This window comes from Longitalea luteola, assembly GCF_017356035.1.
In the GTDB taxonomy this organism is placed as follows: domain Bacteria; phylum Bacteroidota; class Bacteroidia; order Chitinophagales; family Chitinophagaceae; genus Niastella; species Niastella luteola.
The window spans coordinates 479,067-495,376 of the sequence record NZ_JAFIQX010000001.1 but is presented as its reverse complement, the minus strand read 5'-3'; the positions used below and the strand labels follow the sequence as shown (position 1 = coordinate 495,376).

Genomic DNA, 16,310 nt, shown 5'->3' with positions numbered 1-16,310 from the left:
TGCTATTAATCATTCCATACTATGTTAAAAAAGATATCGATATACACTATTTTCCTTTTAACCCTGCTGGCCGGTACCTCCTGCAAAAAATGGCTCAACCTGGAGCCGCAGGATGGTATCACCAGTGCTGAATTTTGGAAAACGAAAGAACAGGTACAGGCGGCCGTTTTTGGCGTGTATGCTTCCCTCCTGGGCTCACCCTCGGGCAAACCACTTACAGAAACTTTCTTCCTGTGGGGAGAATTGCGGGCCGACATGTTATCAGCCACTACCCTGGCGACAAATGAAGAAGTGGATATCATGAATGCGAATATCCTGGCCACCAATTCCATCACCAACTGGCGCAACCTGTATCAAACCATCAACTATTGTAATACGGTAATAGCATTCGCTCCCGGCGTGCTGCAGGCAGATAAGACCTTTACGCAGGAAGCACTGAACCAGTACATCGCAGAGGTACGAACGATCAGGGCGCTGTTATACTTTTACCTGGTGAGAAGTTTTGGCGATGTACCGCTCAAGTTATCCGCCACCAGCAGCGATCAGGAACTGGAGCAATTACCCAAGAGCCCGCAACAGGAAGTGTTGAACCAGATCCTTGACGATCTCAGCCATGCAGCAACTGACGCCGTTATTTCTTATGGAAACACGCTCTCTGATAAAGGAAGGATCACCAAATACTCCGTATATGCCCTGCAGGCAGATGTATACTTATGGATGGAAAAATATCCTGAATGTATAAACGCATGCGACAAAGTGATGAATGCCGGTAAATTTGGCCTGGTAGATGAAACAACTTCCAATGTTTATTTCAGTAATCTGTATGCCAATGGCAATTCAAACGAATCCATATTTGAGATCCAGTTCAATCCCCAGAAGCTGAATTCCTTTTATCCCATGTTCATCAGCAACCGCCGGTTCCTCTCGAACCCGCTTGTTATGGAAGAGCTGTACACGGTTGACTACATCAATGCTGACAATAAAGACTTCCGTGGCGATGGAGCTGCCATTCGCACAACAGACGGCGTTATTTGGAAATATATGGGTTGGAATAATACCAATATCCGCAGCGCCAATGAATCATACGCCAACTGGATCGTTTACCGCTTCGCCGATATCCTACTGATAAAAGCAGAAGCACTGAACCAGTTGGACAGAGGCAGTGAGGCCCTGGACCTGGTGCGAATAATCAGGAACCGTGCAAGAGCACTTGTACAAACGGAGGAAAATCCTGACCCCGCTGATAAAAGGGCCATCGCCGATTATATCCTCGAAGAAAGGGCCCGGGAATTTGCCTACGAAGGGAAACGGTGGTATGACCTGCTGCGCAATGCCAAACGGAACAACTATGAACGCCTGGATATCCTGCTTAACCTGGTAGCCCTAACCGTGAGCCCCGACCGGCAGCAATCAGCCATTGCCAAATACAAAGACAAGAACAGTCATTACTTCCCGATATATTTCTATGAACTGACCACTGACAAACAACTGGAGCAAAACCCATTCTATAAATAATGCCATTTATGAAAAAATATATTCCAACCAGTTTGCTGTTATCATGCTGCATGATCATTGCCGTGTGGCTCAGTGGCTGTAAAAAAGTTGCCATTGTTGTATCAACCACTACCGATGTGAACATCTTTGAATACCTCACCAAAAATCCCGAGAAATATTCCGACCTGGTGAAGATCATTGAAAAATCGGGTTACAACGGCTTTTTGAATGCCTATGGCTCCTATACCATGTTCGCTCCCACCAACGATGGCATAAAAGGGTATTTGACAGAAAGGAACCTCGGTTCTGTTGATCAGATAACAGAACAGGAGGCCATCAATATCGTGAAGCTCCACCTGATGAGCGATACGCTTACCAGCAGCTCCTTTAAAGATGGCAAGCTGCCAACAGTAACCATGTATGGCCAATACCTCATTACGAGTGTTAACAATGAAAACGGCGTATCGAATTACACGGTGAACCGGCGTGCCATAATACAGGAACCCAATATCAGAACGGGGAATGGCTATGTGCATACGATCGATCATGTGCTCTTACCAGCCACCAAGACCCTGGCCCAGCTGGTTAGTGAGAACAATGAGTATTCCATTTTCAAACAGGCGCTGGAAGCAACCGGTTTTTATGACAGCCTGAACACCATCAACCTGGCAGATACCACCCGGCGCTGGCTCACGCTGTTTGCGGAGACCAACAGCGCCCTGGCCGACAGCGGCATTCACAGTTATCACGACCTTTACCAGAAATATTGCCATACCGGCAAACCTGATAGTGTGGGTGACAGCCTGCACATTTATGTAGCCTACCATATAATACCCGATGCCAAATACCTGGCAGATATCGTTTCGTCCAGTTCCCATACCACGCTGGCCCCGCTGGAAGTACTGGCCTCGAAACTGGATGGTGAAAGAGTGCTGTTGAACGATATTAATTTCAATGGCGTGCATGAACCCGGGGTAGAAATTCAACGTACGACCAGCGATGTATCGGCAACCAACGGTGTATTACATACGAGCCTGGGGCATTTCAGTCCGAAAGTTCGTTTACCGGTGCCTATCTATTGGGATGTGGCAGATTTCCCCGAGGTAAGAAAATTACCGGCTGTATTCAGGAAAGCGAGTTACAGCTTCACGTATGGTTCCATTAAAGATATCAACTGGGATAAAACAACCAACAACCTCGATTACTCCTACACTACATCAGGATCCATACCGGTATTTTATAACGACCACCTGTCGATCCCGATGGGTAATACCTCGCGCCACTTCTGGATCGATTTTACTTCTCCGATCATTGTAAAAGGCAGGTACAAAGTGTGGATCTGTTACCGTACTGCCAAACAATCAGGCTCTATTGGTCAGCCCGGCGGCTCCAATATGCCCGTGCAGGTCTTTTTCGACGGACAGGCCATGTCGCGCACGTTCAACTTTACAGAGCGCAGGCCCAACCTGAGCGATGGCGAACTGGAAGCATTGGGCTGGAAAAAATATTCGCCAACTGCTGAACAACTGGCCGCCGGCAAATACCTGGGCATCATAGATGTACCTACCACCGACCGGCACGTATTCAGGTTACAGGCATTACCCGGCGCCGGTACCGGGCAGAACTCCAATTTCCTGGATATGATCCACATCATACCAGTGAACATGAACCAGTACCTGCCGCGCTTTGCCCGCGACGGAACACTGGTTGACTTCTAACGATGAATAGCAAGCGTAAAACGAATCAGTAATACAAATCAACACGTAATGTATTCAAGCTATAAACAACTCATAACGATCTTTCTTTTTACAGCCTGCTTCAGCATGTCAGCCTGCAAAAAATGGGACGATCACAACCAAATAAACAACCAGGATCTGTCGCTCAACCTGCAGCACGCCATCGATGCAGACGACAACCTGAGCACGTTCAGGGAGCTCATTACCAAAACCGGCCTCGATACCCTGTTGCGGTCATCAAAGAACTATACGGTATGGGCGCCCACCAACACGGCACTGCAAAACCTCGATCCTGCCATTGTAAATGATATTAGCCGGCTCACCACCTTTGTAAAGAACCATATTGCCAGTCAGGCATATTTTACCCGGGAAGCCGTCACCGGCACCCGAATACCGGTACTGAGCGGAAAGTACAATGGATTTGAAAAAAATACATTCGATGAAGCCACTATCACGGCTGCCGATCGCTTTGTAAGCAATGGTGTATTGCATATTATCGATAAGCCTGTGCCTGCATTGCAAAGTATCTGGGAATATATCAATAGCACTACCACCACCTATCAGCAGCATGCATATATCGTATCTACCAACCGTGTGGAGCGCGATCTGTCACAGGCTGTCATCGACAGTGTAAATCCCATTACCGGCGATCCTATTTACCGGCCCGGCACCGGTTATATTAACCGCAACGCCTTTAATGAAATAGCTTATGATGTAAAAAAAGAGGATAAGCTGTACACGTATTTTGTGATCACCGACGACAATTTTAATGTGGAAGCCGATTCCCTGAAGCCCTACTTTAAACATCCTGCAGCTGCTGTTACCGACTCATTGAGCAAATTGCATCTGGTAAAAGACCTGGTGGTGGAAGGCCTGTACCAGCCGAATGCATTACCGGCATCCCTGTTATCGAGGAACGGCACGCCGGTGCCGCTGAACGCCTCCAATATTATTTCCACTAAAAAGCTCAGTAACGGCATTGCCTATGTAATGAGCAATATAAATGTGCTTACAGTAGACAAGTTCCGCCAGCGGATCATTGAGGGCGAGTTTCCATCAGGTTACCACTCCGACAAAACCGGCAATACCAACAAGCGGATCCGGTACGACACCATTAACAAAAGAACCTATGCTGATCTTATGATCACGGGTCATGGTGTTTCGGCTTATTACGCTTTTTACAGACTGAACAATTCTCCCTCTATGAAATACCAGGTATATGCCCTTGGGGTGAACGATTTTCAAGCAGGTACATTCAACCAGAACATTGTAGTGAAATCGCTTAATGAGGGTACTTATACCACGCTGGCCACCCTGGCCCATGCAGTACCGTTAAGTACTGCTGCAGGCGCCTTTAACGAAAAACTGTTGGGCGAATTTACCGCTCCCGGTTATGGCACTATTGAAGTGCAGCTAACCGCTTCAGGAACCAACCCCCTGGTGCTGGATTACCTGCGTTTTGTTCCTGTTCCTTAAACAACATCAGATCACCGTAACTATATACGACCAAAACATGCAGCTATTGAAAAAATTTACTGTATTACTCCTGCCGCTTATGGCGGGTATGTATGCAGCGGCCCAGGACCAGCCTCAACAGGTAGATAGCATTATTGTCATTCAGAAAAAACGGCCCGGCGCCATCTCCGTAACCGGTTTGGTTACAGATGCGGTTACGAAAAAACCACTGCGTGGCATCCGTGTCACTTACAAAAAATATTCGGCTGCCATTACCGACAGCACCGGCGCATTTACCATCGACGTTCCATCGAAATATGTTTCGGTAACCCTGCACAGCGACGATTATCAAACAAAAGAAATAGCGCTGCAGGGCCGGCAGCAGATAACGGCGGCTTTGTATCCCAATCCTTACAACTCCTATTTCGATGCAGCGCAGTTGCCGTTCGATCAACGCATGAAGAGCCATACGCCTTATGCTACTACCTCGCTGCAAACAAACGGTACCTGGAACCGCGTGGCAGAAACACCGGCTACCTGGTTGCAGGGTAAAGCGGCCGGCCTGATGGTAACCCGGCGTTCAGGCACACCCAATAAGGGCGCATCCCTGCTGTTGCGCGGCCCATCTTCCTTATACGCTACCAATGCACCGCTGATCGTGGTAGATGGTGTGCTTTTCGACAACAACGACTATGGCGGCTCCATTATCAATAACCATTATACCGATCCATTATCGACCATTGATGTAAAGGATATTGACAACATCACCGTGTTAAAAGACGGCTCCTCCATCTATGGTACTAAAGGCGCTAATGGCGTAATTATCATTACCACCGCGCGTGCCCATGAACTCCAAACGAAAATAGATTTCGCCTCCTATGCAGGTATCAATTTCACACCCACCAACCTGCCGGTAATGGAAGCGGCCGATCACCGAGTATACCTGGCAGATATCCTGAAATCAAAAGGCATGTCCGATGCAGCCATCCAGGACCTGCCCTATATGAATGATGATCCTTCGAACTCATCGTATCATCAATACCATAACAATACCAACTGGCAAAACCTGGTATACGACAGAAGCACTACGCGCAATGTATACCTGAAAGTGACAGGGGGTGATAATATTGCCAAATACGGCCTCTCCTTGGGTTATATGAGTAATGGCGCAGTTATAAAGAACACGGGTCTTACCCGCTACAATATGCGTTTCAATGGCGACCTCAACCTGGGCAAACGAATGACCGCCACCACGAACCTCAGCTTTACCTTCAATGAGCAGGAACTCAGGGACCAGGGCAGGGCTTATAAAACCAATCCTGTTTTTCTGGCCCTGATCAAATCACCGTTGCTGCATTACCGGGAGTTGTCTGATAAAGGCATTGAATCGCCCCTGCTGGCCGACCGCGATACCTTTAACCTCACCAACCCGGTTTCTATCACCGATGTGGCATTGGGTTCCAACAAAAGCTACCGATTCCTGGGATCTGTGGCATTTAACTATGAGCTCGGCCGGTCACTCGCCTTATCCAGCACGGTGGCAGTGACCAGTGATAAAGTACGGGAAAACTTTTTTATTCCACGTAAAGGGGTAACGCCGGATACGTTAAGCAACGAGATCGCCTTCAACAGGTCGGGCTCACAGGTAAAAACTCTATTCTCACTGTATAACGATACGCGACTTACCTATAATCAAACGCTTCACCATTTACACGAGCTCACCGCACGGCTGGGCATCCGCTACCTTTCAAACAAAACCGAACAGGATATAGGCCGTGGATTCAATGCAGCCATTGATGAACTGGTAAGTGTAGGTTTTGGTTCCAATGCTTTGCGCAGGGTCGGCGGCAGTATGGGCAGATCACACTGGCTAAGCACTTATTTCAATACAGACTATAATTATGCCGGCAAATACTTTGTTTCCCTGAATGTGGCCATGGACGGTTCATCGCGCTTTGGAAAAAATATTCCCGGCGCCCTGGGACTAGGCGGAAATAAATTTGCCGTATTGCCATCATTGGCAGCTGCCTGGCTGATCTCCTCCGAAAACTTTTTGAAAACTGATCTTATCGATCTGTTGAAGCTAAGGGCCTCCATTGGCCTGTCGGGCAATGATGATATAGGCGATTTCACCGCCCGTCAATATTATATTTCCCAAAACCTGCTGGGCATGCAGGGATTGACACGCGGCGGTCCCGGCAATAACCAGCTGCAGTGGGAAGCAGCTACCCTGCTGAATGCAGGCATCGATGCCGCTCTTTTAAATGAACGCATCAGTCTCAGTGTAGATGTATATCAGCGCAAAACCGATAAGATGATCGTATACGAACCGGCGCCTGTTTCCGGTTTTAGCTATGCTATCACCAACACCGGTGGCATGACCACCAAAGGTATTGAAGCATCACTGGCAGCCCGCATCGTGAACGGCGCCGCTTTTAGCTGGGATGTTGATATGAACATCAGCAAATACCGTTCAACGATTGATAAACTGCCGGTAGACAATATTATCTCATCCTTTGCCGGCGCTTCTTATATTACGGAAGCAGGTAGAGCACCCAATCTATTCTACGGCTACGAATCCAATGGTGTGTATACCACCGATGGGGATGCGGCCCTGGCTGGTTTATCCGTTAAAAAAGCAGACGGCAGCCTGGTGCCTTTCACTGGAGGCGATATTCATTTTACCGACCTGAACAATGATAACATCATCGATGAAAATGACCGCCAGGTAATCGGCAATCCCAACCCAGACCTCACCGGCGCTTTCAATAATAAATTCCGTTATAAAGGCTTTGAGCTGGATGTACTGGTGACATTTGTAAAAGGCAATGACATTTACAATTATACCCGTAACCAGCTGGAATCCGCTTCCGGCACCAATAACCAGACACTGGCTGTACGCAACCGCTGGCGCACCAACGGGCATGAAACAGCGATGCCGAAAGCTACCTGGGGCGATCCCATGGGCAACAGCCGGTTCTCCAACCGCTGGATAGAAGACGGGTCTTACATGCGGTTGAGAAGCGTTTCGGTTACGTATAATATTCCTTTCAAGCCTGGATTTTTCAAATATGCAACCGTGTACCTCACCGGTAATAACCTGGTTACATTGACAAAGTACAAAGGATACGATCCTGAATTCAGCGCCACTGAAAGTGTTTTTGGTATGGGCATAGATAACACCCTGGAGCCGCAATTCAGGTCCATCCTGTTGGGAGCAAGGATCGGTTTGTAATTACAATTATTAAAAAGTCATTGAGAAACTTATGAGACCTTCAAGAATAAAGTACTATTCAATACTGCTTATAACTGTGGCCTGTGTAACAGCCTTAGCTTCCTGCAAAAAGATCTTTGATGTAGAACCGGAGAATGCGGTTGATAAAACACAGATGTACCGTAATGTATTTGATGCCGATGCTGCCGTCATTGGCATATATGGCAAGCTGATGCAACTGGCAAAACCTTATATCCTGCTGAATGAGTTAAGAGGCGACCTCATGGATGTTACCCTGAATGCAGATGAAAACCTGCAGCAATTGAATACCCATTCGGTTAAAGCAGGCAATCCGTATGCAGACCCCCGCCCGTTTTACGATGTTATTGTGAACTGTAACGATGTGCTGGCAAATTTCGATATCATGATCCGGGAAAACAAACTGAAAGAAATTGAATACAACCAGCGATATTCCGATGTAGCCGCTATCCGCTCATGGGTATATCTGCAGCTGGGCATTCATTTTGGTGAGATCCCCTATATCACTTCACCATTGGAACAGGCATCGGACCTGCATGACATCTCTAAATTTCCCATGGTAAAACTGGAGGCGCTGATCGACTCTCTGGTTTCCTTTACCGAGCGTTTGCCTTTTACCGAAGATTACCCAACAGGTACTACCTTACTCACCACTGTTGACGGTTATAGTACTTCCCGTTTCTTCATCAACAAGAATATTTTGCTGGGCGATCTGTACCTGTGGGATGGACAATATGATAAAGCAGCAGACCGGTATAAAAGAGTAATGGAGATCAACGGTCCTTCTGGTTTGGGTGAAACATTTTATAACCAATACCGTATTTCCAGCTTCGCCAATTCTTCCATAAGTTATTCAAGGGCCCAGGACTTCAGCTCCCTGGTGTATACGCCAGGCTGGCGTTATCTGTTTGAGCGCGGGCAGGACAATGAGTTCAACTATGAGTGGATCTGGGTATTACCCTTCGATAAGAATTTTGAACCCCAAAATCCGCTGATCGATCTTTTCTCACCCAGCGGCGGCAGTTACCTGGTAAAACCTTCACAGGCAGCCATTGAAAATTGGAATTCACAAACGCAGGTGTTCACCTATGCTTCCGGAACGAATACCGCCGCAGCGGTACTGAGAGATAATTTCCCATTCGACTCAAGAAGTGTTTTTACCTACAGAACGATAAACGGTCAGCCGGTGATCATGAAATACCTGTATAACTACCTTGGCTCTGATAATTTACCGGTAAACCTGTTCAACAAAACCGGGAAATGGTTCCTGACCCGTGCCGCCACCCTGCATTTACATTATGCAGAAGCCGCCAACAGGGCCGGTAAAATGAAAGTAGCATACGCATTGGTAAACCGCGGCATCAAAGAAACCTATGATACTTTACCCGGCGCCGCCAGAACAAGGGATGTAACCAAATGGCAACAAACGTTTCTTCCCTATCCGTATGATTTCGATGCCCGTGAAGGAGATGCACCCGCCTATCGTAACAACTGGTATCGCAACCAGGGCATCAGGGGACGTGCAGCCCTGCGTTCGGTGAAGGTTGATTCGGCCAGGTATTTTGACATGAGCGCCAATGGCTTTATAAAACCATATTCAGATAGTCTGGGTTTTCAGCAGTTCATAGAAGATATGATCATCGATGAAAATGCACTGGAACTGGCTTATGAAGGCAATCGCTGGCCCGACCTGGTTCGGGTGGCCCTGCGAAAAAACGATCCCGGTTACCTGGCAAATAAAATAGCAGCCAAATTTGAAAAGGCCGGCAATCTTGGACTCGCTGCAGTTATCCGTGGCCGTTTGTCGGATAAGGACAATTGGTTCTTACCATTCAAATGGCAATAAGAACAATGTGATAATTTGATAATTTGATAATGTGATAATGAGATAATGAAATGCAGCATACGACCAGGCATTCGGCCTTCGCATTCAGCCGTTAGTGTTTTTAGTCAGTTTCAGCATCCGTACCCGTTTTTTTATTATCTTATGCCTATGCTACGATCCGGGCCCTGACGACCAATGTTATCAATTAAACCTGTTATATGAAAAAAACAATTGCTGCCATTACACGAGGCCATTCGTGTACAATTTCCCTGCTATTACTTATACTATCCGCTTATGAGCCAAATGCTCAAACACTTGCTTTCCCCGGCGCTGAAGGTTTCGGCCGCTTTGCATCCGGCGCCCGAGGCGTTTCAAGCCCGCAGGTATATGTGGTTACCAATCTCAATGATGCCGGCGCGGGTTCGTTCCGCGATGCCGTTAGCGTATCCGGCCGCGTGGTGGTATTTGCGGTAGGCGGCATAATCCGGTTATCTACTGATGTTGTTGTAGCTTCCAATACCACTATTGCCGGGCAAACGGCTCCCGGTGACGGCATTGTGTTGTTTGGCAAGCGGGTAACCTTTACCAATAGCAACAACACGATCTGCCGGTACCTGCGCATCCGGTTAGGCGCTACCAATAATTCAGGTAAAGATGCATCGGGCATTGCCAATGGCGCCAATATGATCTTCGATCATATGTCGTTCACCTGGGGTATGGACGAAGTGTTCTCTATTAACTGGGACAGCAAAAACACCTCGCCCGACAACATTACTATTCAGAACTCCATCCTGGGCCAGGGCCTGCACCGCGAGAACCATTCCTGCGGCGGTCTTATTCAAACGCCCGATGGCGGCAGGGTAAGCCTGATAAAAGATCTTTACATCAGCAACAAGACCCGCAATCCTAAAGTAAAAGGCAAGAATGAATTCGTAAATAATGTGGTATATAACTGGGGCAATGGCAACCGGCTCGGCGATCAAATGAATTATGGCTGGGAAGGCGATGCCTATATCATGGGCGGATCATCCGGGGTATCGGAGGTGAACATCATCAATAACTATTTTGTAGGCGGACCGCTAACGCCTCCTTCCGCTGCTACTCCATTTTCAAGAGGCACTGGCACCTTCCATTTATTCGGTTCGGGAAATTATTTTGACAATAACAAAAATGGCACGCTCGACGGTACACTGGTTCCTTATAACAGCAGCGGCTACCCGGGGCTCGACGCCGCCAACTTTAAAAGCACACGGTACGCCTATCCGGCAGCCAATCCTTCCATGACCGCCGCCCAGGCATATACATACATCATCAACAATGCAGGCGCCACTTATCCGCGCCGCGACCAGGTAGATTCACTGATCGTTGCAGAAGTAAATTCACGTGGTACACAGGGCCGGTATGTTTACCGCGAAACCGATCTGCCATTGATCAATGGCGGCATCGGCCGGGTAAATGGAGGAACCGCTCCGCTGGATTCAGATGCCGATGGCATGCCGGACAACTGGGAAACCGCGCATGGACTGAACAAGAACAATAAAGCGGACGCTACCGCTTATAGTACCACGAATCCCGGCTACCTGAATGTTGAAGTGTATGTGAATTCGCTGGTAGCTGCGTCTGGGTTATTTGTGCAATCGCATAAAACGTTGCCGGGCGCCGCTAAGTAAAACCATTTCTGATTTCGAGATTTCGAGACCTGCCTGCCGGCAGGCAGGTTTTGTGATTTGTTCAAAATTTAAACCACCTGATAAATCTCGAAATCCCGAAATCTCAAGATCCCGAAATCTCAAAATCCCCAAATCCCGAAATAAGAAATCTCGAAATCTCAAAATCCCGAAATCGAAAATCTATTCAACTAGCGGCCATCCGGCGCTATCCCAACGCAGTTCCCTAATGATGAGCTTTGGTTTCCCATTGTCCTTCGCATCATAGCCATGGCACACGATATAATCCTTACCATCAAAGCTGTATACCGAATTATGTCCTACCGCCGCCCAGTTGGTGCTATCACCGGCTATCACGAGGGAACCTCCACCCTGCATCATGGGAATATGCTGCTTATCTACGTAAGGGCCAGCCAGCTTTTCGCTTCTGCCAACCATTACTTTATAATTACTCTTCAAGCCGCGGCAGCAAAAATCGGTTGATACAAACAGGTAATAATATTTTCCTTTCTTAAAGAGAAAGGGCGCTTCAATGGCGGAATTACCAGGCAAACTGTCGGGCAGTGTTGCATCTCTTTTGCGGCTGGCGAGGTTGTACCACTCTTCCGGTTTTGCCAGCGATACCAGGTCACTATCCAGTTTCACCAGCTTGATGCCATTCCAGAAAGAGCCAAAGGTTAACCAGGGCGTGTTGTTCTCATCAATAAAAAGATTCGGATCAATCGCATTCCAGTCATCCCGGTTAGGAACCGATTGGATCAGTTTACCATGATCCTGCCAATGGTAATCCCGCGAAGAAGGATGCAGGGTCTTATTGGTAGCTACACCTATGCAGGAGGTGTTCTTACCAAAAGCAGAAACAGAATAATACAGGTAATACAAACCGTTATAATAACTGATATCTGGCGCCCAGGTATGGCCTTTAAACGTTGGAAGCTCCTGTAATACCCAATTGGAAATGCCGGCAAATACAGGTTGCTCTTTTTTCCAGTCAACCCGGTTAACAGACGACCACATGCTGATGCCCATACCGGTGCAAAACAGGTAATACATACTGTCCTGTTTTATCATAACGGGATCATGTGCCTGGATGCGGTTTGTTTGTGCCATCACAATGGCCGGGAATGCCATTAAGACGAACCTAATAATATTTTTCATTCGGTATCAGGTGATGTAATGTCTGTAGTTATGAATGGTTATTAAAATGTCATTCCAACTTTACCCGCAGCACACTGAATGAATACGGTGAACTGTTCAATACTATTTTTTTAGCTTTTGTATTAATGGTGGATTCAACAGGTGCTACATTGGTTGGATTGTCGAATGAATTCAAAGCGGTGAGCTCGGACTGCATCACGATCAGTTTCCCTTTGGCGGCGATCTTTTTAACGCCATCCACCTGCAGGGTGTTGATCTGTGGTTTGTCAGAGGCATTTACCACTTTAATGATCAGTTCTTTGGTAGCCGTATCGATACAGGCCGAAGCATAGAGACTGTCCTGCCCGGCAACTACATCATTGTTCAGGGTAATGGGTACTACTTTGGAACCTTTGTTCAGGGAGAACAGTTTTTGTACATGGTAATCAGGCGTTCCATACGATTGCAGGTTGTTCACCCAAATGAGATCGGGCGCCCATTGCCAGCCGTCCACATGGGCAAACAGGGGTGCATAGGATGCCATTTGCACTACATCGGCGTTGCGTTCGAGGCCGGTCATAAAAGCGGCTTCCGAAAGCGCAGCCAGCCAGGTATTCCGGTTGTTGCCAACTGTTTTGTCAACATGCGATGCATATTCGCCACCGAATATTTTGGAGCCGGTACGCGGATAATTATCGTACCTTCTCGCATTCTGCAGGAAGAACTCCGGCTTGCGGTAATAGTGCTCATCTATGAAATCGGCATTCATTTTACGCAGCTCGCCATTCAGGTAATCGAACCGCTCGCCATTGGGATCGGTGCCTGAGCTGCAGATCAGCTTCATGTCAGGATATTTTGCCTTAATGGCTGCCTGGAATGCTTTCAATCGCTCAATATATTGCGGTCCCCAGTTCTCATTGCCTATGCCCATCATCTTCAGCCTGAACGGAGCAGGATGACCCATGTCGGCCCTTACCTTGCCCCATTTAGTGTTCACATCACCGTTGGCAAATTCAATAAGATCGAGCGCATCCTGGATATAAGGATCAAGCGCCTGCATGGGAACTACTTCTGCTGAATTGAACTGGCAGGCCATGCCGCAGTTCAGGATGGGCAGCGGTTCTGCACCAATGTCTTCTGCCAATTGAAAGTACTCGAAGAAACCAAGACCAAAGGTTTGAAAGTAATCGGGCGTTGACCGGTGGGGGAATTCAATATTCCAGCGGTTGATCATCAACTGCCTTTCTTCTATGGGACCAATGGTATTCTTCCAGCGGTACCGGTTGGAAAGATCGAAACCTTCCACGATACAACCACCGGGAAAACGAATAAAGCCGGGTTTCATATCTGCCAGTAATTGGATCATATCGGCGCGCATGCCGCCCGGGCGGTTCTTCCAGGTGTCACCGGGAAACAGGGAGATCATATCCAGGTCTATCGTACCATTGCCTTCGAACCAGATGTTCATTTTGCCTTTCAGTACGGTTTCATTCGCATGGAAACTTACGGCTGCTTTATGCCAGTTGTCGCCTGCTTCGGTCAACGACAACACCGTGTCGCCAATAACCTGTTTTAAGGTATCTATAAGTTCTATATGCAGCTTCGTTTGTGCCTTAGGCTGACGGTACATGACAGAAAAATCATACCGTACGCCTTTTTTAATACCCATGCCGCGGAAACCTTCATTGGTAAGGCCCAGATCGCCTTTGCCGGCATTATTCAGGGTAACGCGCAGGAAGCGGGGATTACGGGTATTTTCATCGGTGCGGTTGATGACCAGCAATTCGCCTTCCACCAGTTTTTTGCGGTTCACCGTCCAGCCCATTAATGGTTTAAAGAACTCAAATGACCGGTTCTTCACCAGTTCTGCGTAAATACCACCATCAGCGCCCAGGTTGATATCTTCGAAAAATACGCCCCACATGGTTGGCTGAATGGTGGCCGTTGGTTGTGCAGCTTTCACCACCAGGGTATGGTTTTGTTGCGAAAAGGCGCACATGTTTAGCACTGCAATTGTCAATAATACAAGCATTGATCGTTTTATCATTCTATTTAATTCTTGGTTATTAACTATTTCTTTTTTCCCCAAACCGCGGTACCCGCGTTATTAAGGCCGGTAAACACCAATGTAGCACTTTTCTTATTCTCCCAATCACGTTCCCGGGAAACATACACGTTATCGGTGTAAGTTCCGTTGTTCCATTTTAATTGCAGCCAGGGTGCTGCATAGGTCCAGGAATTGGCAGCAGCTCCGTTGATCTTTCCGTCTGCATTCAGGCTAATGGTGGCAGCCACCTGCAGATTGGCATCCACCTGTTCTGCTGAATAGCCGGGAACCACTTTGTAGCCCAGCACGATCTGCTCCCATTCGCCCACTAAGTCTGCCTGCGTAATGGAGCCCTGGGTAGTATTGGCATAACGCTCTGGAGAAACCACCGGCCAGCCGTCCGTTGTCCAAAAGATCTTGCGCACATGCAGGTCCATAAAGTATTTGTCAACAGCTGGCCTGCCCTGGTGTGCCATGTAATACTGACCGCTATTCTCAAAAACCGAACAATGGGAAACGCCCTGCCAGCCTCCATGGCCCTGGAACTGGTATGGCGCCAGGATCATGGGAATATTATCCTCTTCATTATTCATATCCTTTCCATTGAAATCAAGGAAGGGTCCCTGTGGTGAAGCCGATCGTCCCACGCGTACGTTGTATTTTGTTTCCAGCCAGTCGTAGGCAATAAACAAATAATATTTGTCTAATGTACTGTTATAAATGACCTCCGGCCCTTCGATATTTCCGTTAACTACACCGCCGGTAAAACCACGTTGAGCGATCCGTTTTCCCTTATCACCATTGGTGGCCGCCAGACCGGTGGCTGCGTTCAGCTTCAGCACATAAATGCCATCAAAGGCCGAGCCATAATACATCCAATGCTCGCCATTTGGGGTAACCACTACCGTTGGATCGATGGCATTGGTTTGCACCACCGGGAAATCATTCCTGGAAGTGACCACCAGTCCCTGCTCCGTCCACGGACCTTCCGGTGCCGTGGCTGTGGCCAGTCCGATCACACTTAACCGCAACGTGGGTGATGACAATGAGTAATACAGGCGGTACTGGTTGTTCACCTTCATAATGTACGGCGCCCATAACGACTGGAACGGCGTACCACCGGCCTGGGTGATATAATTCGATCCCATGGCGGGCAACCCATTAAAAGCCCAGCCGACGAATTGCCATTGGATGAGATCCTTTGATCTTCTTACCTGGATACCCGGTTTCACGGTAGTACCATAGGCAGCATCGGTACTGTAACAAAAATAATAGTCACCGTTTTTCAGGATAGATGGATCATGTACATTATAAGGCCCCCACTGGGCATAGTAGGTAAAGGGCGCTATGGCTGCGTAGGTATCTGAAATCGAATTTATATCAAAAGCTGGCCCTGGCGGCGGCGCCGTTGGTTCTGCTGGCGTATCCTCTTTCTTTTTCTGACAACCAGCGACACCGATCAGTACTACCGCAAACAGCCATCGTATGTAATATCTGTACATAAAGAAATCTCAAATTACAAATTGCAAGAACCAAAGAAAAAATCTCAAATCACAAATCTCAAGAACCAAAGAAACCTCAAATTACAAATCGGAAGAACCAAAGAAATCTCAAATTACAAATCACAAGAACCAAAGAAATCTGAAATCACAAATCGCAAGAACCAAAGAAATTTCAAATCACAAATCGCAAGAAC

At 47.6% G+C, this 16,310-nt stretch carries 9 protein-coding genes; 6 read left to right on the top strand and 3 right to left on the bottom strand.

Annotated elements, in window-relative coordinates; genetic code table 11:
* Positions 1 to 21 precede the first annotated feature (21 nt).
* The 6 genes from JUB15_RS01915 (at position 22) to JUB15_RS01890 (ending at position 11,433) form a co-directional block, all read left to right on the top strand.
* Entirely contained in the window at positions 22 to 1,515 is a 1,494-nt protein-coding gene (locus JUB15_RS01915) for a RagB/SusD family nutrient uptake outer membrane protein (RefSeq protein ID WP_207510628.1), read from the top strand.
* 8 nt (positions 1,516 to 1,523) lie between these two features.
* The gene (locus JUB15_RS01910) at positions 1,524 to 3,212 is read left to right on the top strand and encodes a fasciclin domain-containing protein (RefSeq protein ID WP_207510627.1); all 1,689 of its coding nucleotides are present in this window, start codon (positions 1,524 to 1,526) and stop codon (positions 3,210 to 3,212) included.
* Positions 3,213 to 3,260: 48 nt separating this feature from the next.
* Entirely contained in the window at positions 3,261 to 4,706 is a 1,446-nt protein-coding gene (locus tag JUB15_RS01905) for a fasciclin domain-containing protein (RefSeq protein WP_207510626.1), read from the top strand.
* A 37-nt stretch (positions 4,707 to 4,743) separates the two neighbouring features.
* On the top strand, positions 4,744 to 7,920 hold the full coding sequence (locus tag JUB15_RS01900) for a SusC/RagA family TonB-linked outer membrane protein (RefSeq protein ID WP_439650984.1): 3,177 nt from the start codon (positions 4,744 to 4,746) through the stop codon (positions 7,918 to 7,920).
* Between the two features lie 31 nt (positions 7,921 to 7,951).
* Positions 7,952 to 9,784, top strand: a complete 1,833-nt coding sequence (locus tag JUB15_RS01895) for a RagB/SusD family nutrient uptake outer membrane protein (protein WP_207510624.1) — start codon at positions 7,952 to 7,954, stop codon at positions 9,782 to 9,784.
* 197 nt (positions 9,785 to 9,981) lie between these two features.
* Complete coding sequence (locus JUB15_RS01890) at positions 9,982 to 11,433, top strand: pectate lyase family protein (RefSeq protein ID WP_207510623.1); 1,452 nt, start codon at positions 9,982 to 9,984, stop codon at positions 11,431 to 11,433.
* 180 nt (positions 11,434 to 11,613) lie between these two features.
* Here the strand turns inward: JUB15_RS01890 and JUB15_RS01885 are convergent, their stop codons facing one another.
* Genes JUB15_RS01885 through JUB15_RS01875 form a run of 3 tightly spaced genes read right to left on the bottom strand, consistent with a single transcriptional unit; the run spans position 11,614 to position 16,116 of the window.
* Positions 11,614 to 12,588, bottom strand: a complete 975-nt coding sequence (locus tag JUB15_RS01885; RefSeq protein WP_242696160.1) for an arabinan endo-1,5-alpha-L-arabinosidase — start codon at positions 12,586 to 12,588, stop codon at positions 11,614 to 11,616.
* Positions 12,589 to 12,637: 49 nt separating this feature from the next.
* Complete coding sequence (locus JUB15_RS01880; RefSeq protein WP_207510622.1) at positions 12,638 to 14,614, bottom strand: alpha-L-arabinofuranosidase family protein; 1,977 nt, start codon at positions 14,612 to 14,614, stop codon at positions 12,638 to 12,640.
* A gap of 23 nt (positions 14,615 to 14,637) precedes the next feature.
* On the bottom strand, positions 14,638 to 16,116 hold the full coding sequence (locus JUB15_RS01875) for an arabinan endo-1,5-alpha-L-arabinosidase (protein WP_207510621.1): 1,479 nt from the start codon (positions 16,114 to 16,116) through the stop codon (positions 14,638 to 14,640).
* Between the last annotated feature and the right edge of the window lie 194 nt (positions 16,117 to 16,310).